Genomic DNA, 20513 nt, shown 5'->3' with positions numbered 1-20513 from the left:
ATATTTTAATGTAGAGAATTAAATACTTAACGCGTTAAAAATCTCTTTAATTTTTTCGTCTGAAGGTCTTGGGGCACTAGGGTCAACCACATTTCCAGCAGGATCTATTAAGATAAATCTTGGGATACCCGTAATTTTGTAATCCTGTACAAATTGAGATTTCCAACCTTCCGGAGCCATAATCTGTATACCACTTAATTCTTTATCGGCAACCATAGCTTTCCAGTCTTCCTTGGCTTTGTCCCATGACCCACCATGCGTTCTGTCGTCGTCCACAGACATACTAACAAAAGCAATGTTTTTACCGTGATATTCTTTTTCTAAAGCTTTTAAAGATGGGATTTCAGCTTTACAAGGTCCGCACCAGGTAGCCCAAACATCAACATACACATACTTTCCTTTTAAATCTGCTAAAGATGTTTTAGTACCGTCTATGTTTTCGTAATCGGTAAATTCAGGTGATGGTTTTCCTGCCATTTCCTGTCTAAGTAAAATAGCTCCTGCATAGTATTTTTTATAGCTATCCAGCATACGAGGTAAACTACTCGTAAATGGTGTAATGGCTAAAGAATCTACTTCTGTTTTTGAAGCATAGAACTTAGTTAATTCCGATTCTATATCATTAAAGGCTTTATCTAAACCATCCATATCCAGAGTTGAGAAATCCTGATCGAATAATTTTTCCTGTAATAAAGATTTTTCAGCCAGGAAGTTGTTGTCGTTGGCACCTTCTCCAGTATATTTAAGCGATTCGTCAAATGTCTTGGTGTCTAAAGATATATTTAAATCATACCCGTTTTTAAGAAAAATAGTTGTTGATTCTGTACCGTCGAAAAAGTTGTACAGACCAGCTTCAACCTTAAGCGTATCACTAAAAGTACCATCTTCGTTAACTTTTATAGTTTTATTATAAGTTCTGCTACGAATAAGTAGTGAATCACTATTTTTGTTGGAAATTTTTCCCGAAAGGGAAGCGTAATCTTTAATTTCTTTTGGGGCTTGCTGGCAGGCGAAAATACTAAGCGCACCTAGGGCAAAAAGTGTTTTTTTCATTTTAAGTTCATTTTAAGTTTCCCAAAAATAAGAGATTCGTTCTAATCTTTATGAATTATTTGTAAAAGTTTGTTTTGTTTAACAAAAATGAAGATTTTTGCGCTCATTAATTATATATTATGAATAATTATCATTCAATCTCTAATAAAACTCTTGATCTTACAACGATTCAGGACATTGTAACAGAACATAAAAAATTACAATTATCGGAAGAGGCGAAACAGAGTATTTTAAAGTGTCGCGAGTATTTAGACGAAAAAATGAAATCTCAGGACAAACCTATTTATGGTATTAATACCGGGTTTGGGTCTTTATATAACGTAAAAATTTCCAGAGAGAATTTAACGAAACTTCAGGAGAATCTGGTAATGTCTCATGCTTGTGGTACGGGAGAACAAGTGCCTCAGAAAGTCGTTAAGTTAATGTTGCTATTTAAGATTCAATCGTTGAGTTATGGGCATAGTGGGGTGCAATTGGAAACGGTAAATCGTTTAATTGAATTTTTTAATAACGATATTTTACCTGTGGTTTATACTCAGGGCTCTTTAGGAGCTTCGGGAGATTTGGCACCTTTGGCACACTTGTCTTTACCATTATTGGGTAAAGGTGAAGTGGTGTTTGAGGGAGAACTTATGGCATCCGAAGTTTTATTGAAAAAATTAAACTGGGCTCCTATAGCTTTGCGTTCTAAAGAAGGCTTAGCGCTACTTAACGGCACACAGTTTATGAGTGCCTATGGCGTTCACTTACTATTAAAATCCTACAAACTATCTTACTTAGCCGATTTAATAGGATGTGTGTCATTAGATGCTTTTGATGGAAGAATTGAGCCATTTAATGAATTGGTACACTTGGCAAGACCTCATAACGGACAGTTAAAAACAGCAGAACGCGTTCGTGAATTTTTAGATGGCAGTGCATTAATTACACAGGAAAAGCAACATGTACAGGATCCATATTCTTTTAGATGTATACCTCAGGTACACGGTGCGAGTAAGGATACTTTGGCGTTTGTAGAGAAAACATTTAAAACTGAAATTAATTCGGTGACAGATAACCCTAATATATTTGCTGAAGAAGATGAGATTATCTCGGGAGGGAATTTTCACGGTCAGCCTTTAGCTTTGGCTTTAGACTATTTAAAAATAGCTATGGCAGAATTAGGAAATATTTCGGAACGCAGAATTTTTCAGCTGGTTTCAGGCTTGCGAGGATTACCGGCCTTTTTAGTGAATAATCCTGGATTGAATTCAGGTTTTATGATTCCGCAGTATACCGCAGCTAGTATTGTTAGTGCAAATAAGCAGTTAGCAACACCTGCAAGTGTAGATAGTATAGTTTCCAGTAACGGTCAGGAAGATCATGTTAGTATGGGGGCTAATGCCGCAACTCAGGCTTATAAACTAGTAAACAATGTAGAGCGTATTCTGGCTATTGAATTATTTAATGCCTCTCAGGCCTTGCAATTGCGTTCACCTCTGAAGTCATCTGAGTTTATTGAATCATTTTTGAAATCGTATCAGGAAGTAGTACCGTTTGTAACAGACGATAGAATTTTACATGATGATATTGAAAGGTCCATATCATTTATTGAAAATCTTCAAATCGATTCAGCTGAATTATTTTAAAAGTAAAAGTCATAAAACAAAAATCCCGACATATAATTTATGTCGGGATTTTTGTTTTATACAATCTATAAAGTTATTTGTCTATAGATCCTAATACGCGTTTCATGAAACTGTTTAAGGCTTCTTTTTGAGGGGTACCGCTTTTTATCATGGTATTTACCTCTATAGCACCGTACATATTAGAAATCAATTCACCAATAACATCTAATTCTTCATCTTTTAAAGATGGCACTTCAGTTAAAGCTTCAAGCGTTTCGATGGTTTCGTGAACGAAATCCTCATCGTTTTCTTCTATAAACTGAGTTAAGTGCTTAATTACTGGTAACTTCATCGACTAATTCTTTTAAAACGTCAAACTTGTTTGTTTGCACCTGATTTACAAATTCCCCTTTTTTAAAGGCAGCAAACGTAGGTAAGTTGTCTACATTGGCTAATTTTCTTGATTCTGTAAATTTTTCGGCATCAGCGATAACAAACGTTACATTTTCGTTTTCAGTAGATAATTTTTTAAACTTTGGTTTCATAATTCTGCAATTACCACACCAAGTCGCTGAATACTGTACGATTACTGTATCGTTTTCTGATACGATATCGTTTAAATTGTCTTGTTCTAATTCTTGTAACATAAGCGTATTTTTTAGGTTACCATCCTTTACCGAAAAAGGATGGTAGATTGAATTTATTTATTAGTGAGAAGCTAAGTAACTAGCAACACCATCTCTGTTAGCGTTCATAGCGTCTTTTCCTTCTTCCCAGTTTGCTGGACAAACTTCACCTTTTTCCTGTACGTGAGTTAAAGCATCTACTAAACGTAAGTACTCACCAACATTTCTACCTAAAGGCATGTTGTTAATGCTTTCGTGTTGTACGATACCATCTTCGTCGATAATGTAAGTCGCTCTGTAAGTTACGTTGTCACCTTCAACAGTTACAATACCAGTCTCTTCGTTGTAAGTTTCGTTAGTAATATCTAAGATTCCTAAAGTAGAAGCTAAGTTTCTGTTAGAATCTGCTAGGATTGGGTAAGTTACACCTTCGATACCACCATTGTCTTTAGCTGTGTTTAACCAAGCAAAGTGAACTTCTGGAGTATCACAAGAAGCACCAATTACAATAGTGTTTCTTTTTTCGAATTCAGCAACTGCTGACTGGAATGCGTGTAATTCTGTTGGACAAACAAAAGTAAAGTCTTTTGGATACCAGAATAAAACTACTTTTTTCTTGTTGTTAACAGCTTCTTCTAGAACGTTTACTTTAAAAGTATCGCCCATTTCATTCATTGCGTCAACGTTTAAATTTGGGAATTTTTTTCCTACAAATGCCATAGTATTTTTTATTAAATGATTATTATTTTTCTTTGTGCAAATATAGGGCTCTAGGTGGATTTAAAATGTCAACAAAATTTTAAATTTTTATAGATGTATAAGTTTTAGTTATGGTAAAATGTTAACTGTATAGTTTTGTGTTATTTATCTGTAAGCTGCTTTATTTTTATTCTGAAGGCGGCGAATAATAAAGTTGTAAATGGACTTAAGTAGTTAAAGAAGGCATAGCCGGCATACGACCAGGTGTCTACTCCTAATACGCTGCTTTGGTACGCTCCACAGGTGTTCCAAGGCACTAAAACAGAGGTTACCGTACCGGAATCTTCCAGGGTGCGACTTAGGTTTTCTGGAGCCAGCCCTTTGTCTTCGAACGCTTTTTTATACATTCTTCCCGGAATTACGATGGCTAAATACTGGTCGCTGGCAATGGCGTTTAAACCAACACAGCTAATTACTGTACTGGCAAATAAACCGAATACAGAATCGAAAAGATTTAGAACAGCTCGACTGATTCTGGATAGAGCTCCGATGGCATCCATTATACCTCCAAAGACCATAGCACAAATTATTAACCAGATAGTTCCTAACATACCAGCCATACCTCCAGACGAAAACAAGTCGTTTAATTCGGCACTGGTAGTGTTCACTGAAGTGTCTACAGTCATGGCGGTCATAACGCCTTTATAAGCAGAAAGCGTAGTGAGTTCTGTAGCTCCTGTAATTTGTTTCACGATTTCCGGTTGAAAGATAAGCGCAAACACACCTCCTAAAAGTGTACCGACTAATAGGGCAGGTAGCGGTGGTGTTTTTTTGATAATCATAAAAATTACTAGAGCGGGAACTAAAAATAGCCAAGGAGAGATGTTAAATGACGCGTCAATGGCAGATAACATATCTGAGGTGTCTGTTGTTCCTGAAATATCCAGCGACAGACTTATAATTATAAATAATACAAGTGTAACGATTAATGTAGGGACTGTAGTTAGGGTCATATATTTTATATGCGAAAACAATTCACCTCCTGCCATTGCCGGGGCCAGATTGGTGGTATCGCTAAGTGGAGACATTTTATCTCCGAAATAAGCGCCCGAAATAACAGCTCCGGCAGTCATTCCCGAAGAGATGCCTAAGGCATTTCCTATACCTATTAAAGCAATACCTACTGTGGCAGAAGTAGTCCAGCTACTTCCCGTAGCAACAGATATAATAGCGCAGATTATAACGCATGCAGGTAAAAATATACTTGGATTTAAAATCTGTAAACCATAATAAATCATGGAGGGTATAATACCGCTTATCAACCAGGTGCCAGCCAAAGAACCTACAAAAAGAAGAATAAGTAAAGCTCCGGATGTGGATTTTATATTTAAAGCGACCTCTTCTAACATCTGATCGTATGATACCTTGTTGAAAAAGCCAACTACGGCGGCAACTGCGGCACCCAAGAGTAAAATAAACTGATTACTTCCACTTAAAGCATCGTCTCCAAAAGCAAATTTTACATTGTAGAACAGCATTAATACCAGTGCTATTACAGGTATCAGGGCTTCCCAGATGCTTAATTCTTTATTTTCTACGATAGGTTCGTCTTTCGGACTTTGAGGTTTAATGTCTTGGCTTTCCATGAAGTTCTTTAAGGGTATTAAAATAGAGTTGTAATGTTACGATTTTAGATGCTTTTGTGCAAATAGGTAATTTTTACTTTTTGGAGCGTTTTGTTAGTATATAAACAAAAAAAACGCTTCTTAAATTGTAGAAGCGTTTTTTTAAGAGAAAAACTGTTCTGACTTGAAATTGCAATACACTATATTTAATTGTGTTATTAGTTCCTCATATTAATTTTTATAATAATTATTATTTGCCCTCATAATAAAACCAATCAAAAACCGCTTTGTTTTTGGAGGTCTTGCCATTACTGGTGGCATACATGCCAATACCCGGACCATTAAACATGGCATTCCCCTGAAGATCTGCAATCACAATGAGGTTTTGTTTGTCCCCAATTGGTTTTAGGGCCTCCAAAGTTTCACCGTAGCTAAATTGAATGTCCAAATCGTTGCCTTCTACATGAAAATAGACCTCTTTGTTTTTGTAGGGGATACGGGCAATTTCGGTTTGTTCGCCTTTAAAAGCTTTGATCAATACCAAGGAATTCTTGTCTTTTAAAAGGTTGAAGTGATTTTCGTTGGTTCTGTACACTGTTAAACCTGCCTGTTCATTATCTTTGGAGGTTTTAAAAGTCATTTTGGTGGAAGCTTCAAATTTATGGTGTTCAATGCGCTGCACCAAAATGGAAGAATTGACAAGGCTGTCCATGACTTCCTTTCGCAGATTGAGGCTAAGCGCTCCTTTGCTTACATTATAAAACGGTTCCTTAGGCGTCCGAATGGTACTCCATTTTAGATCCAGTTTATCGCCTTCAAATTCGTCCTTGGCAGGTTGTTTTTCAAAAGGCGTCCAAGGTAAATTGGGACGGGTTTGTGTCATGAGTACTTTGCCTTCACCTGGATTGAACACGGGCGTTTGCCCATCAAACTCCACTTTGGCCAAAAAGGTTTCCCTGGCAAGAGTGGTTAGTCTGTCCAATCGACGTTTGCCTAGCATCACGCACCACCATTCGCCGTTTTGGGTCTGTACCAAATCGCCATGGCCAATGGCATGTACGGGGTAATCTTGCCCTAAATGACGGTGGCTCAACACAGGGTTGATATAGTCCGTAGTGTAGGGACCAAATACAGAATCGCTATGGTGCACGGTAAGGGCGTGGTAAATGCCTGTACCTCCTTCAGAAATCATCAAGAGGTATTTGCCGTTTATTTTATAAAGATGTGGCCCTTCGGAATAGGAAGCGTTGTTGGCATGGCCATAGGTAGCATTATGGCGTTCGCCTACCAATTTCTTTTGTTGTAAATCCAGTTCTTGGGTGAAAATAACCCCTTGGTCTTTCCATTCTGGCGTTTCGGCACCTACAACTCCCGTATAGTAACATTTGCCATCATCGTCCCACATCAACGAAGGGTCAATACCATCGGCTTCAGGCAGCCAATTAGGATCGGACCATGGACCTGCAGGGTTGGTAGCGGTTACATAGAAGTTCATCCCGCACCCCACACAGGTATTGATGATGTAAAATACGCCATCGTGATGCCTAATGGTAGCAGCAAAGAGGCCAAGCATATCTGGTAACTTATCGAAATTCATTTGATCTGGGCGGTCAATAGCATGCCCAATAAGTTCCCAATTTACAAGGTCTTTACTGTGATAAATTGGTAAACCAGGGAACCAAACAAAGGTGGAATTGATCAAATAATAGTCGTCATCCACCCTGCAAATGGACGGGTCGGGATGATACCCAGGGAGAATAGGATTTTCAAAAGTGGCTGGAGCTGTTTGTCCAAAGAGGTTGAAGCAGGCCATTACCGTGATAATGGTAAGTTTGATGCCGTTTAATTTTAGTGTTTTTGGTAGTATTGTCATTATGCTTTAATTCAGCGGAGTATAAACAAAATTCTTGAAACGTACGTTGCCTTCTCCCATAGAGCATAGGCCAATTCTTAGTCCCATAAAACCACTAAGGACATTGTGGTGGTAGGCAGTGGCATCGAATGAGTTTTCAATTTTAAGCCATTCCTTTCCGTCTAAACTGTAGTACATGTCAACCAAGTTATTGGTGTTTTTCAGGCGTAGATATACGTGTCTTTTAATGACGTTACGTTCTGTAGGAAACTGCCAACCTCTTAAATTGGCCAATACATTTTCTTTGTCAGCTAGAATTCCCGAAAACGCACTTTCGTTATAGAACAATACCAAGCCGCCTATGGCTTCTCCTTCAATTTCCAATTCCACGTCTGCGGTATAGGAATGGTTGGCAGGCATGGCCAGTAAAGGGGAGCAATTGGCAACACCGTTGCCTTTCCCTTTAACTTCTAGGCTGTTGTCGGTAAACTGATACCTGTTGGTTTCGGATCCTTTAAAGAAACTCCATTGTGGTGCTAGTTCTGGACCTTTGAAGGTGTCACTTAACGTGAAGTTGTTTTTCAGTTTGTTTTTAAGATTCGGTAGTTTGATCGCCTTGTTAATGTCAATATGGTCAGGGATTTTGTACCAGCCATCTTTGGTCCATTCAATAGGTGTCAACATGGTTTGACGTCCCATATTGTAAAACCCTTTTTCATAGCCGTGGAATAGCATATACCATTGGTCATGTCCGTCTTCAAAAATAGTGGCGTGTCCCATAGACCGCCATTGTTCGTCTACAGATTGCGTTCTAAGGATGGGATTGTGAGGCGCATTCTCCCATGGTCCTAAAGGCGATTTGGAACGTGCGGAAATCACCATATGCCCAGTGGCGGGTCCAGCGGTACCACCTTCGGCAACGGTGAGGTAGTAGTAATCCCCTCGTTTAAACAGTTTAGGACCTTCCATACAGAAACATTCAATACTCCATTCGCGTGGAATTTCCCAACCATCATACACATGTTTAGGTTCTCCTGTCACGGTAAGACCGTCTATGGAAAGTGGTACATAGCTGCCGCTACTGAAATAGAGGTAGCGGTTGCCTTGGTCATCCGTGATATGACCGGGGTCGATCATGGTAATTTTTAATTCTTTTGGAGCGCTCCAAGGGCCTTTAATATCGTCGGCAACAATCACATAGTTGGTATCGCTTGCCGGGAAATAAATGTAATACTTGCCTTCATATTTTACCAAATCCGGTGCCCAAACGGAACCTACATAAGTGTTCAGGGCATTGGTAACTGGTTCCCAGTTGATGAGGTCTGTAGAGTGCCAAATCAAAAGGCCAGGATAGTATTCAAAAGAAGAATGCACCATGTAAAAATCATCTCCATCCCTTAAAATACTTGGGTCTGGATAATCACCAGGGAATATTGGGTTGGTATAATATCCTTCTTGGGTTGTTTGCTTGTAATTTTGGTTTTGGGCTTTAGCCGTATAAAATGTACATAGAATTACTAGGACTGTAAATATTGGTTTCATCGGTTAATTAAATTAAAGAACAGAGTAAATTGCTTTTCAAAAACAAGCTTATGGTTATTTTGACTATAAATATACGGTTTGTCCTTTAATTTAATCGTTTTAATTTTTTGATTTATCAAAAAATATTACTTCAATTTGTTAAAAAAGTGCTTTTGGTGAATGAAAAATGATAATATGATAAATTTTGAGCGGTGTTTTAATTTGAAAATTTACAGGTTTTTGTACTACCATCTTTCATTTTGATAATGACCTTGTTATTTTTCAATTTTACATTTTTTACAGGAACCAAATCCTCTTTACTCCAAGAGTCTCCCGATGTTTTCCAAAGCATCAAACATGCAAAAACGTTGTCTTCTTTTGGTGCGTATTGGGCAACAGCATTCAAAACACTGCTTTCTCCGGAAACAGGATGCAATCTTGTAGTTTCAACAAATTCTAAGTTGTCCCAACCACTCAGTATGACCATGGCAAGTTGGTAGGTGCCGTTATCCATAATCAATACCTCGTGGCCATCAATGCGTTTTCTGGAGTATTTGATATCTTTTTCCAATTTGGGAAGGGCGTAATGACCCAAACGTATTTCCAATGGTTTGTTGGTTGTGTTCAGGTCTACACGCAGTATGCCATTTGGTAAAGGAATGTCGGCCAATTGCATGGTAACAGTTTCATCGGTTTCCAAAACAGCATCTCGATAGTAAATACTGTCCTCAAATTTTTTGAAATCGTAAAGTCTAAATACTTCCCATTCATTTTTTTGGTTTTTGATGGCATAATTCATTGAGACTTCTCCGTTCTGTCCATCTGCTTGCCAGGGAAAGGCACTGTTGTAGGACAGTTTATTGTAATTTTCAGAAGAACGGAACTTTTGCCAATCATCCGCTACTTTTTCATGACACCAAGCACGTATTTCTGAAGCGCCAATATTGGGGTAATCTGTAATTAAGATGTTCGACTTTTTTTGAAATTTATTGTAAACCGTATCTTTTTTGAAATCGGTTTTCCAAGGGCCATTGTTTTCTCTGGCAGTCCAAAATGGATTGTTGTCAGGAATGAGCAACCCAAGAAAGGCTTTGCCTATCCAATACACACTGCCGCGACAGCTGTAATTTTGAACGGCAGGTTCAAAATGTCCGTAAAAGCCGAGAGTAGGAACTTCGTCTTCCAGAAATTCTGGGTTGGACAAAAACTGCATTAGGACGCCTGAGGAAATTCTGCGCATCCAACCATAATTAATGTCTTCATTTTCTAAGGTTCCGAAAAAGGGTAGCGGGCTAATAGAAGCAAACCGATAGCTGATACTTCTGCCATACATGATCATTTCTCCATTTTTTGAAAACAGATAAGGATAATTGTCGGTCATGTCTGTAAAATTACTGGTGAACTTTGCTGCAATTTCTGGGAGGTACTTCTGTCCGTAAAATTCAGACCATAAAATACCGTAAAGCTGAAAGGCCCACATGCTGTAATAGTCATAGGCAGGAGCGTCATTATACCAGCCATCCGCACGGTATTGATCTAGGGATAGATTTAAATATTCGGTTAATAATTTCTCGTTTATGGGGTATCCTTGATCTTTGAAAAAACTCATCACGAAAATGTTGAAAAACCTCCAGTTGGAAGGTACAGTTGGTCCATTTCCATAGCTCAGCATGGTATGGGCTAAGGTGTCTTTTTGCTCTTGGGACAATGGTTCCCAAATGGCCTCCGGTGCTACAAAAAGTGAAATGGCCAACGCTCCAAACTCTACGAGAATTTGCGTAGGCCCCTGATCTTGAGTTCTAGGTGGGATATAGGAGGCCTTAGAAGGATCTAGTAAATTTAAAATTTGAAGGCGATAATATTTTGCCACATCAAGGCCGTTAACCTGTAAGGAGGGATTTTCCTTTAAAAGTGGCGCTGCTACAAACAACGTACGGCATAAGCCTTCTAGCTTTTCCGTTGGTACCTGATCTTCGTTATGCGGGTAGCTTTTACCTGGTAATTTGGGGAACTTCATCGGGTCTTCATAGGAATCGATGTATGAAAAGGCGCCTTCCAATATGTATAATGCGGCATCCCTCCAGTGTTGTTTGGTCATTCCTGTATAGGGACTCTGTTCGTAATCAGGTTGGTCAATTTGAAAAACAGCCGCTGCTTTTTGGTTGCTTTGGGCATTTAGCCTTGTGAAATTCGCTGTTAAAAAGAGTGCTATTAATGTAAATGTGATTTTCATCGTTTTATTTTTTAAGGTTGCCAGTCTAAAACTTCAACATCACTTTTCTGAATATTGGATAAGCCTTCACCGTCTACTTGATAGGTTTTTTGTAAAAACAGGCTTAGTGTTTTTGAGGTTTTCCAAAGTTCGGTATCTAAGGTTGGTTCCCACGCCGCATATGATTCTTGGCTTAAATCCAAGACTTGCCATTTGGTGTTAAAGGGAATAGTGTTATGGGCAATAGAAACTTTACTGCCACGTTCTTCATCTCTGAAAATAACCAATACTTGATTTGAATTTGTAACCACTATTTGTGGTCTGGAAATAGGAATGGATTTCGTACCTAGTCCACTTAGGCTAAAAGGTGTTTTTCTGAAACTTAAATCGACAGTTTGCCATTGGTCTGTTTTGTAGGTAAGATGGAATTGCGGAATCTCACTATCTGCTTCACGCCAATAACTCACAATGAAAGGATTGCCATGCTTGTCGGAGGTCATGGAAGTTTGGTTGATAAGCTCGCTGTTTTGAGGGATGTTTTCAATCACTTCAGCAGAGCTTTCTGTAATAGGAAGTTGGTAAATTTCTCCTGTCGATTTTTGCCAGGTTTTCCCACCGTCTTTGGAAGTGGCGTAAGCCAAATCATGATTGCTAGCCACATCGGGGCTTTCCCTCCAAACCCAAGAAATATGAATTTGGTCATTTTTGTCTACATAGGCCTGCCAATAGGCATTTCTTAAACCTTCTCCGTCTATAAGATTATCCTGTACCCTGTGCCAAGTTTGGGTTTGGGTGTTGTAATGGTTGATGACTAGATTACCATTTCCAGAACCTCCATCTCTATAGAAAAACAGGAGGTTGCCATCCTGTAAGGCGTAGAATTCAGGGTAACTGACCTGTTGCTCTTTGTCGCTCAACATTGGTGTTTTCTTGCCTAGTTCCAAGGAATTGGGACGTACACTTTTCGCATAGTTAAGCTGATTGTTGTGGTTGCCCCAAGCCACATGTAAAAACCCCTCGCTATCAACCATAATGCTGATTGAGTTATGGGCATCTTCTACATGGGCGGTGTAAGGAGTGACGAAGGTTTCCCATTGGCTGGATTTTAGGAGTCTTTTTCCCAATACCACATGGCCTTCTGGATTATAGTAAGCAATGTACTGGTGTTTGTTGTGAGTTACTAACGAATTTTTTCTGAAAATAACCGTATTGATAGAGTTCTTGGCCCAACCTTCACCCACGTGAGAGATGCTGGTTTCTAAAGGTTTTTGGAACGAAGTCTTATGGCAAGATGCTGCTAAAAGAAAAAGTAAAAGATAGGAAAACGTATGTTTTAACATGATTGCCTAATGTCTAATTGATGAGTTCTATTTTGTTTAAGTATCTTAAAAGTGCTTCCACGTAATAATAGTCGGCATAGGAGAGGGGAACATCAACTTCGGTATTATCAGGCATATTCCCAACACAATGTTTGATGATAAAACCGCCTTGTTCATCTTGCGATGCAAAATATTCAGGAGAAGAAAGACTCTTGAGCATTTGTTCGGCAGTGTTAAAATAGATTTTGGCTTTGTCTTCAGAAGCGTAGTTTTTGAGTTCCAAAAAGGCAGAAGCCATGATAGCCGCAGCCGAGGCATCTCTTTTGGCATTGGGAATATTTGGAGCGTCAAAATCCCAATACGGAATTTTATTTTCAGGAAGGTTGGGATGGTTCACTATAAAGTCAGCAATACCCATGGCATGTTCTAAATACTTTTGGTTTTTGGTATATCGGTACATGGTGGTGTAGCCGTACAATCCCCAGGCTTGTCCTCGTGCCCAAGAGGATTCATCGGCATAGCCTTGATCGGTATTTTTCATTTCAACATTTCCTGAAATGGTATCGTAGGACACAACATGGTAACTGCTAAAATCTTTACGGAAATGATTGTTTAGCGTGGTATCGGCATGTGTTAAGGCTACTTCGGTAAATTTATGGTTGTTGAATTGTTTCCCAGCCCAAAGAAGCATTTCCAAGTTCATCATATTGTCAATGATTACAGGGTATTCCCATTTGTCATTCCACGGTGCAGGATCCCAAGAGCGGATAGTTCCCGTTTTTGGATTGAAACGAGAGCTTATAGATTGTGATGCATTTTTGATGATTTCGGCATATTTAGGGTTGTGCGTTACTTGATAAGCATTGCCATAACTGCAGAACATCATAAATCCTAAATCGTGGGTGGTGGTATTATATTGTTCTTTTTTAAGTTCTGTCAATTTTGTTTCGACGGTTTTAAGAAACATGGAATCTTGAGTGCCTTCAAATAAATACACCAAAGTACCTGGGTAAAAACCACTGCACCACCAACCAGAGTCACTAAATCTAAGAGTATCGTTGGTATAAGTAGTGGGAAATTGGTTGACAGGAACGTTTTTGGAAAGGGTTTTGTAGTTGTTGGCTGCCATTTCCAAATGCTGCTCAGCCCAATTGGGTTGTGCTTTTTGTGGTTTTGTGTTTTCCGTTTTGCAGGCTGTGAATGTTGTAAAAAGACTAATAATAGCTATTGATACGGGGGTTGTCAGAATGGAATATTTCATTTTAAGTTATAGTTCAAAGGGCATTATTTAGCCAAAATTCAGTTGCGATTTTTGAGCTTAGTTAGTTTTATGTGAATATAATTCAATTGCATAGGTTTTACAAACGATTCCGATATTGAACTAATTGTTTTATTAATTATTTGTGTGATTTTAACACTTATTTTTTTGAGTGTTCTGTTTTATGATTTTGGTTCGTTATTTAGCAGATTAATGTCCTTCAGTTTTTCTTCAAATCTTCTGGGATCTCAATTACTTTCCCGTCGTAAGTAATGGAATTTCGGGTGTTACTGTTAATGGATACAGTTGCACTTTCCGGGCCAAGTACTTTTAAAATAACATTTATACCTTCCAGTTTGTCACTGGTGGAAAATTTAACGAGTACCCAGTTTTTCTTTTTATTATAGCTAATGGTATAATTTTCTGCTGGTCCGTCAAAATTAATTCCGCCATCACCTCCGTAATTTACTATTTGGGCTACTCCAAAATAAGGTAAATCGCCTTTAGTGTGTCCCTGATCTACAATTAAGAAGTTCGGATTTCCGATCAGATTTATTCGAGCGCCACCCTGGGCAAAAGCCCAGTCGGCTTCGAACATATACGACCCAGATTCTACCAGCGTTTTTACATTTTTAAAAGCTTCCGCTTCTTGCGCTTTTTTCGCTTCTTTTCTTTCTGCTTTGGTTTGTGAAAAGCATAGCTGAACACAGCAAAGTAAACTAAAAAGTAAAAGGCTATAAGTTTTCATATGTTTTTAAGTGTAATTTATTGTAGATAAATGTTATATCGAATACTGCTTACTTAAATTTACAAAATTTTCGGCATTTTTTTAAGGTTTAAAGTTTTCGAGTGTCTTACAAATCTGGAGTGCAATTTCTGACTTTAAATTTGGTAACTTACACAGATAAAACAGATTTTAATTTTAGTCTCTTATGTTAAAACCTAAATCAATAGTAAAATACGTTCTGGCAGGAACCTTGTTTTTTGTTGTACCAATGTTAATAGTTGTTGTCTTATTTTCTAAAGCGCTGCAGCTGTTATTGCCTGTTTCTCATAAATTAACAGAGTTGTTGGATTTAAAATCGGTCTTTGGTTCAGCGGCAGTTTTTATAGTTGGTATTCTGGTGATTTTATTTATAGGTTACATTTTTGGATATTTTTTATTGCATGGATTTTTTAAACAATGGGGAAACAAGGTTGAAGAACGTTTGTTCTATTTTTTTCCGTCGTTTCAGATGATGAAATACCGCCTTATAGATGATGTAGTTTATGAAAAACAAAACTTTTGGGAACCTGTTTTGCTTAAAGAAGAAGCATTCTATTTAGTCGCTTTTATTACCGATCGTAGTAACCCTGATTTATTAGCTGTTTATGTGCCAGATGCTCCTAAGATGGATGCTGGAGAAGTGCGTTATTTTCCTGTTGAATCCTGCGAATATATACCAATAACCATGAAACAGGCAATGAATGCACTAAACCATTTTGGGAAAGGCTTGGATGTTAATCGCTCTAAATCGTTTAGTTAGAAATCTTAAAAATTTTATAAAAATAGTATAGCAGTTATGTTTTAATAGTAATACTATTATATTTGTGATGCTATGGAAGAATTACCAATACAGATTGTAATTAATCCCGACCTTTATATTAAGAATCCGGAATCGTCAGATTTAGGAAAAAAGATTGTAAACAAAGGGATTGTATTAATTGATGAATGCGGGTTTGAGGCTTTTAATTTTAAAAAGCTTGGGAAGCTAATTGGCTCAAACGAAAGTTCTATTTATCGCTATTTCGAGAATAAACATTATTTTTTAATGTATCTGGTTAACTGGTACTGGAGCTGGATTGAGTATAAGTTAATAGTAGCCTTAAGTTCTGCCACAACACCTAAGGAAAAACTCCATAATGCCATATGTATACTAACAGAAGAGGTTAAAGAAGATCACAGTTTTAGTTATATAGACGAAGTAGTTTTAAACCGAATAATTATTTCGGAATCTATTAAATCTTTTTACACTAAAGATGTAGACTTGGAGAATAAAAAGGGATTTCATAAAATTTATAAGCGCGTAGTACAACGTGTTAGTCAATTAGTTCTGGATGTAAATCCAAATTTTGAATTTCCGGTTATGTTAGTGTCTACAGTTATAGAAAGTGCTTTGCAGCAGCGCTATTTTGCAGAGCATATTCCGGGATTAACCAATACTATGCAAGATAAAAATGATTTGGTTAGATTTTATAAAGAACTAGTAGATAAGACTCTTAGTTAGTAGTAAAAAAGTAACGCTATATATTGTTGATAAAGAAAAAAATAAATAAATGAAAAAAATAATGTCTCCGTGGAGGCGCTTTATATACCTTTTAAAGTTAGATGAAAGGGATATTCGCCAGATTTTTTATTATGCTATTTTCGCTGGGATAGTTGCATTAACATTGCCTTTAGGAATACAGGCCATTATCAATTTAATTCAGGGAGCACAGGTTTCTACCTCCTGGATTGTACTTGTGGTACTGGTAACTCTAGGGGTAGCGTTTCAAGGTGTATTACAGCTTATGCAAATGCGTATACTGGAAATGGTACAGCAGAAAATCTTCACCAGAGCATCTTTTGAATTTGCCTACCGATTCCCGAAAATTAAAATGAAGGAACTGCATAATTATTATCCGCCGGAACTGGCTAATCGCTTTTTCGATATTTTAACCATACAGAAAAGTTTATCTAAGATTTTAATAGATTTTCCGGCAGCTGTTTTACAGATCATTTTCGGTTTGATTTTATTATCTTTTTATCACGCCTTTTTCATTTTTTACGGTCTTTTACTTGTGGTTCTAATTTATCTGGTTTTTAAATTTACAGCTAAGAAAGGATTAGATACCAGTTTACTGGAGTCGAAAAACAAGTATAAAGTAGCGCACTGGTTACAGGAGGTTTCCAGATCTTTAACAAGTTTTAAACTGTCAGGAAGAACCAACCTTGCTATGGAAAAAAATGATTATTATACCTCGCAATATTTAGATGCCAGAGAGAGTCATTTTAAGGTGTTAGTGCTTCAGTTTTTACAATTAATTGGATTTAAAGTTTTGGTAACTGCCGGACTTTTAAGTATCGGAGGTTTACTGGTTTTGAATCAGCAAATGAACATTGGTCAGTTTGTCGCAGCCGAAATTATTATTCTATTGGTTATTACTTCAGTTGAAAAATTAATTCGTGGTTTGGAGTCTTTTTACGACGTGCTGACTTCTTTGGAGAAAATAGGGCAGGTTGTCGATAAAGAACTGGAGGAGCAATCGGGAGAAGATCCATTTGAATTAGAGCGCGATTTACATATCGAATTAGACAAACTTACGTATAGAGATCCGGAGGGGTATAAAGTATTAAGTCAGCTTAGTTTCAATATTGAGAAAAGCGATCGTATTTTACTTGATGGCGAATCGGGTTCCGGAAAAACCACTTTGCTTAAAATATTATCTGGTTTACTTACGCCAACTTATGGTGCTTTCTATGTGAATGATTTTTCCATGATTGGGGTTTGGCCAAATAAATACAGAGCTTATGTGGGACAGGTGTTACCATTTCAATTGCCTTTTGAAGGAACCATTTTAGAGAATATAACCTTTGGAAGAAAAGATATTTCTCAGGAGCAGTTGCATGAGGTTTTAAAAAGTACCGGATTATTACCTTTTATAAAAACGCAGCCTAAGGGTATAGATACGGTATTGTATCCGGAAGGGCAGCAAATACCGTTTACCGTATCTAAACGTATATTATTAGCAAGAGCAATTGTACATAAACCTAAGTTGTTGCTATTAAAAGATCCGTTAGAATATTTTGAAAATGACGAAGCGGAACAACTTATGAAATATCTAACGGCTAAGGAAAGACCATGGGCATTGGTAATTTCGAGTCAGAATCAGCAATGGTGGCCATATTGTAATAAAACCATAGAAATTTCAAACGGACAAATTATTAATCAAGCGAATATATAATGTTAAACATTTCAAATACTCAGCTTAATAAAAAGATACCTTTAGAAGAATACAAGTCGTATAAAAAGGCCTTTTCTCCTAAAAACAGTAAAGTGTTTAACCGCATGTTAGCCATTTTTACCATAATTATTTTGGTTGTATTGTTTTTACCTTGGACTCAAAATGTTAGTGGTCGCGGGTACGTTACAACTTTAACCCCGGATCAGAGACCACAAACCATCCAGTCGCCAATTCCTGGACGTATAGAACACTGGTATGTTATGGAAGGGGATTACGTGAAAAAAGGCGATACTATTTTACATATTTCTGAGATTAAAAATGAATATCAGGATCCTAATTTAGTAGCCCGTACTAATATTCAGAAAGAGGCTAAAAGTAAATCGGTCGTATCCTATCAGGAAAAAATTAAGGCTCTAGGGAATCAGGTGGCTGCTCTAAAAAATGAAAGACAATTAAAACTTTCTCAGGCACAAAATAAGTTAGAACAGTCTAAATTTAAGGTGGTTAGTGATAGTATGGATTTGGAGGCCTTAAAAAACAATTATGAAATTGTAGAGCGTCAATACAACCGTACTAAAACGTTGCAAAGTGAAGGCCTGAAAGCCGTAACCGATGTTGAAGAAAAACGAGTAAAATTACAGGAAGCTCAGGCTAAACTTATTGCTCAGGAAAATAAACTGTTAAGCAGTAAAAACGATGTGATAAATGCGGGAATAGAACTGAACAGAATTGGCGCGGAATATGCCGATAAGATAGCTAAAACCACTAGCGATATGTATACTGCAGAGTCCAGTCAATACGAGGCCGAAGCACAGGTCTCTAAATTAGAAAGTCAATCGACTAACTATGAAATGCGTAACGATATGTATTATATTAAAGCACCACAAAATGGGTATATTACAAAAGCGTTAAAAGGCGGAATTGGAGAGACTTTTAAGGAAGGCGAGCAGTTGGTAGGAATTATGCCTGCTAACTTTCAACTGGCAGTAGAAACTTATATAAATCCTATAGATTTGCCTTTATTGCATATAGGAGAAACCGTAAGGATTCAGTTTGATGGCTGGCCTTCCATTTTCTTTAGCGGCTGGCCAAACACATCTTATGGTACTTATGCCGGAAATGTTGTGGCTATTGAATCGTTTATTAGTCCAAACGGAAAATTTAGAGTACTTATCGCTCCAGATAAAAATGAAAATGCCTGGCCTGAAAAATTAAGTGTGGGTTCTGGTGCGTATACTTTTGCATTACTGGAAGATGTGCCAATCTGGTTTGAATTATGGCGTAAGTTAAACGGTTTTCCTCCTAATTACTATCAGCCTAATAGTGCTGAAAACGTTAAATCTAAAAAGTAATGAGAAGTATAATTGTCTTTTTTATTGCGATGTTTGCTTTCGGGTTTTCATTAGAGGCACAAACTGCTCCTGAGAATATATTGTCTTTCGAAGAGTTTCTGGGGTATGTTAAAAAATATCATCCCATCATGAAACAGGCAGATATTGTTTTGAGTTCCGGAGAAGCAAATTTGTTAAAGGCACGTGGTGGTTTCGATCCTAAAATAGAAGTCGATTACGACCGTAAAAAGTTTAAAGGCACCGAGTATTATGATACATTTTATTCAACCTTTAAAGTACCAACCTGGTATGGTGTAGAGTTTAAAGCTAATTTCGAAAATAATACAGGGTATTATTTAGATCCGAGTTTAACAGTTCCTGAAGATGGACTTTACAGTGCGGGTGTTTCTTTTTCTCTGGCTCAGGGGCTATTGATTGATGAGCGTATGGCTACATTAAAAAAAGCGAAGTATTTTAAGGACCAGACAGCTGCTGAGCGCAATCTTTTAGTAAACAATTTGTTGTTCGAGGCCAGTAAGGCATATTTTAACTGGTTGCAGGCAGCTACCGAACAGGATATTTATACCACGTCTTTACAAAATGCGAAACAACGTTACGAAGCTGTAGTGTTAAGCGTGGAAGAAGGCGACAAAGCAGCTATCGATGCTACCGAAGCAAGAATTACCTACCAGAATAGAGAACTGGGGCTGGAAGCGGCTAATTTACATATGCAAAAGGCACGTCTGGAATTGAGTAATTATTTGTGGGTTAATGATATTCCTATGGAAGTTCAACCCGATGTTATGCCGGAATTACCTTCTGTAGACAGTTTAAAAGCTTCCCTGGCTTTAAAAAATTTAGATAACGATGATGCTTTACTGCAACTGCATCCTAAAGTTTTAAGCTTAGATGCTAAAATAGGGCAATTAGATATAGATAAGTTTTATAAAAAGACCAAGTTGCTTCCTAAATTAGACTTACAGTATAATTTTTTAACTCAGGATGTCGATCAAATAAATTCGTTTAATACGGCAAATTATAAGGCGTTTGTTAATTTTAGTATGCCTTTGTTTTTAAGAAAGGAGCGTGGCGATTTACGTCTGGCTAATTTAAAACTGGAGGATGCTAAACTCGATAGAGTAAATTCAGTATTAAAAATCAAAAATAAAGCCGAAGCTATTCAGGCTGAATTAACTTCTTTAGAAACTCAGAATGCGTTAATTAAAAATATAGTTCAGGATTACGAAACCATGGTTAAGGCCGAAGAGCGTAAATTTGCTCTTGGAGATAGTTCTTTATTTTTAATTAACTCGCGCGAACAAAAATTAATTGATGCGCAGTTAAAAGAAAATGATTTGCTTACCAAGCAACTAGTTGCTGTGGCTAAACTTTATAATAGTCTGGGTTTAACTATAGAATAACCAGG

At 37.5% G+C, this 20513-nt stretch carries 17 protein-coding genes; 6 read left to right on the top strand and 11 right to left on the bottom strand.

Annotated features, from left to right (window positions below; all coding sequences use genetic code 11):
* Positions 1–18 precede the first annotated feature (18 nt).
* Positions 19–1053 (bottom strand): TlpA family protein disulfide reductase, encoded by a 1035-nt coding sequence (locus tag I3217_RS14260; RefSeq protein ID WP_435050448.1) that lies wholly within the window; start codon positions 1051–1053, stop codon positions 19–21.
* A 119-nt stretch (positions 1054–1172) separates the two neighbouring features.
* On the opposite strand from I3217_RS14260, the gene hutH reads away from it, so the two are divergent.
* Positions 1173–2681 (top strand): histidine ammonia-lyase, encoded by a 1509-nt coding sequence (hutH, locus tag I3217_RS14255; RefSeq protein WP_435050447.1) that lies wholly within the window; start codon positions 1173–1175, stop codon positions 2679–2681.
* Between the two features lie 73 nt (positions 2682–2754).
* Here the strand turns inward: hutH and I3217_RS14250 are convergent, their stop codons facing one another.
* The 10 genes from I3217_RS14250 to I3217_RS14205 all read right to left on the bottom strand — a co-directional run bounded on the left by I3217_RS14250 (position 2755) and on the right by I3217_RS14205 (position 14520).
* Positions 2755–3012: a DUF6952 family protein gene (locus I3217_RS14250; protein WP_435050446.1), complete on the bottom strand. Its 258-nt coding sequence runs from the start codon at positions 3010–3012 to the stop codon at positions 2755–2757.
* Entirely contained in the window at positions 2993–3307 is a 315-nt protein-coding gene (locus I3217_RS14245) for a thioredoxin family protein (protein WP_435050445.1), read from the bottom strand. The genes I3217_RS14250 and I3217_RS14245 overlap by 20 nt, the downstream gene beginning before the upstream one ends.
* Positions 3308–3367: 60 nt before the next feature.
* The gene (locus tag I3217_RS14240; protein ID WP_435050444.1) at positions 3368–4006 is read right to left on the bottom strand and encodes a peroxiredoxin; all 639 of its coding nucleotides are present in this window, start codon (positions 4004–4006) and stop codon (positions 3368–3370) included.
* Positions 4007–4146: 140 nt separating this feature from the next.
* Entirely contained in the window at positions 4147–5631 is a 1485-nt protein-coding gene (nhaC, locus tag I3217_RS14235; RefSeq protein WP_435050443.1) for a Na+/H+ antiporter NhaC, read from the bottom strand.
* Positions 5632–5860: 229 nt separating this feature from the next.
* A complete protein-coding gene (locus I3217_RS14230; protein WP_435050442.1) occupies positions 5861–7483 on the bottom strand; it encodes a glycoside hydrolase family 43 protein in 1623 nt (540 codons plus the stop codon).
* Positions 7484–7489: 6 nt separating this feature from the next.
* Complete coding sequence (locus I3217_RS14225; protein WP_435050441.1) at positions 7490–9004, bottom strand: family 43 glycosylhydrolase; 1515 nt, start codon at positions 9002–9004, stop codon at positions 7490–7492.
* Positions 9005–9200: 196 nt separating this feature from the next.
* On the bottom strand, positions 9201–11216 hold the full coding sequence (locus I3217_RS14220; RefSeq protein ID WP_435050440.1) for a DUF2264 domain-containing protein: 2016 nt from the start codon (positions 11214–11216) through the stop codon (positions 9201–9203).
* 11 nt (positions 11217–11227) lie between these two features.
* Positions 11228–12535, bottom strand: coding sequence for a BNR repeat-containing protein (locus I3217_RS14215; RefSeq protein ID WP_435050439.1), 1308 nt, complete (start codon positions 12533–12535; stop codon positions 11228–11230).
* 13 nt (positions 12536–12548) lie between these two features.
* The gene (locus I3217_RS14210; RefSeq protein WP_435050581.1) at positions 12549–13643 is read right to left on the bottom strand and encodes a glycoside hydrolase family 88 protein; all 1095 of its coding nucleotides are present in this window, start codon (positions 13641–13643) and stop codon (positions 12549–12551) included.
* A gap of 349 nt (positions 13644–13992) precedes the next feature.
* The gene (locus I3217_RS14205; RefSeq protein WP_435050438.1) at positions 13993–14520 is read right to left on the bottom strand and encodes a DUF4251 domain-containing protein; all 528 of its coding nucleotides are present in this window, start codon (positions 14518–14520) and stop codon (positions 13993–13995) included.
* A gap of 184 nt (positions 14521–14704) precedes the next feature.
* On the opposite strand from I3217_RS14205, the gene I3217_RS14200 reads away from it, so the two are divergent.
* The 5 genes from I3217_RS14200 (at position 14705) to I3217_RS14180 (ending at position 20508) form a co-directional block, all read left to right on the top strand.
* Entirely contained in the window at positions 14705–15298 is a 594-nt protein-coding gene (locus tag I3217_RS14200; protein ID WP_435050437.1) for a DUF502 domain-containing protein, read from the top strand.
* Positions 15299–15370: 72 nt separating this feature from the next.
* Entirely contained in the window at positions 15371–16039 is a 669-nt protein-coding gene (locus I3217_RS14195; RefSeq protein WP_435050436.1) for a TetR/AcrR family transcriptional regulator, read from the top strand.
* Positions 16040–16088: 49 nt separating this feature from the next.
* Complete coding sequence (locus I3217_RS14190) at positions 16089–17756, top strand: peptidase domain-containing ABC transporter (protein WP_435050435.1); 1668 nt, start codon at positions 16089–16091, stop codon at positions 17754–17756.
* Positions 17756–19108, top strand: a complete 1353-nt coding sequence (locus tag I3217_RS14185; RefSeq protein ID WP_435050434.1) for an HlyD family secretion protein — start codon at positions 17756–17758, stop codon at positions 19106–19108. Before I3217_RS14190 ends, I3217_RS14185 begins: the two co-directional genes overlap by 1 nt.
* Entirely contained in the window at positions 19108–20508 is a 1401-nt protein-coding gene (locus tag I3217_RS14180) for a TolC family protein (protein WP_435050433.1), read from the top strand. Before I3217_RS14185 ends, I3217_RS14180 begins: the two co-directional genes overlap by 1 nt.
* Positions 20509–20513 lie beyond the last annotated feature (5 nt).

This window comes from Formosa sp. S-31, assembly GCF_051172795.1.
GTDB lineage: Bacteria > Bacteroidota > Bacteroidia > Flavobacteriales > Flavobacteriaceae > Formosa.
The sequence above is the reverse complement of the archived record's forward strand: the minus strand, read 5'-3'. Positions and strand labels throughout refer to the sequence as shown.

Coding starts and splice junctions, on each gene's coding strand:
- I3217_RS14225 (WP_435050441.1), bottom strand. CDS start 9,004: ATGAAACCAATATTTACAGTCCTAGTAATTCTATGTACATTTTATACG.
- I3217_RS14205 (WP_435050438.1), bottom strand. CDS start 14,520: ATGAAAACTTATAGCCTTTTACTTTTTAGTTTACTTTGCTGTGTTCAG.
- I3217_RS14250 (WP_435050446.1), bottom strand. CDS start 3,012: ATGAAGTTACCAGTAATTAAGCACTTAACTCAGTTTATAGAAGAAAAC.
- I3217_RS14230 (WP_435050442.1), bottom strand. CDS start 7,483: ATGACAATACTACCAAAAACACTAAAATTAAACGGCATCAAACTTACC.
- I3217_RS14190 (WP_435050435.1), top strand. CDS start 16,089: ATGAAAAAAATAATGTCTCCGTGGAGGCGCTTTATATACCTTTTAAAG.
- I3217_RS14220 (WP_435050440.1), bottom strand. CDS start 11,216: ATGAAAATCACATTTACATTAATAGCACTCTTTTTAACAGCGAATTTC.
- hutH (WP_435050447.1), top strand. CDS start 1,173: ATGAATAATTATCATTCAATCTCTAATAAAACTCTTGATCTTACAACG.
- I3217_RS14180 (WP_435050433.1), top strand. CDS start 19,108: ATGAGAAGTATAATTGTCTTTTTTATTGCGATGTTTGCTTTCGGGTTT.
- nhaC (WP_435050443.1), bottom strand. CDS start 5,631: ATGGAAAGCCAAGACATTAAACCTCAAAGTCCGAAAGACGAACCTATC.
- I3217_RS14260 (WP_435050448.1), bottom strand. CDS start 1,053: ATGAAAAAAACACTTTTTGCCCTAGGTGCGCTTAGTATTTTCGCCTGC.
- I3217_RS14200 (WP_435050437.1), top strand. CDS start 14,705: ATGTTAAAACCTAAATCAATAGTAAAATACGTTCTGGCAGGAACCTTG.
- I3217_RS14215 (WP_435050439.1), bottom strand. CDS start 12,535: ATGTTAAAACATACGTTTTCCTATCTTTTACTTTTTCTTTTAGCAGCA.
- I3217_RS14185 (WP_435050434.1), top strand. CDS start 17,756: ATGTTAAACATTTCAAATACTCAGCTTAATAAAAAGATACCTTTAGAA.
- I3217_RS14240 (WP_435050444.1), bottom strand. CDS start 4,006: ATGGCATTTGTAGGAAAAAAATTCCCAAATTTAAACGTTGACGCAATG.
- I3217_RS14195 (WP_435050436.1), top strand. CDS start 15,371: ATGGAAGAATTACCAATACAGATTGTAATTAATCCCGACCTTTATATT.
- I3217_RS14210 (WP_435050581.1), bottom strand. CDS start 13,643: ATGGCAGCCAACAACTACAAAACCCTTTCCAAAAACGTTCCTGTCAAC.
- I3217_RS14245 (WP_435050445.1), bottom strand. CDS start 3,307: ATGTTACAAGAATTAGAACAAGACAATTTAAACGATATCGTATCAGAA.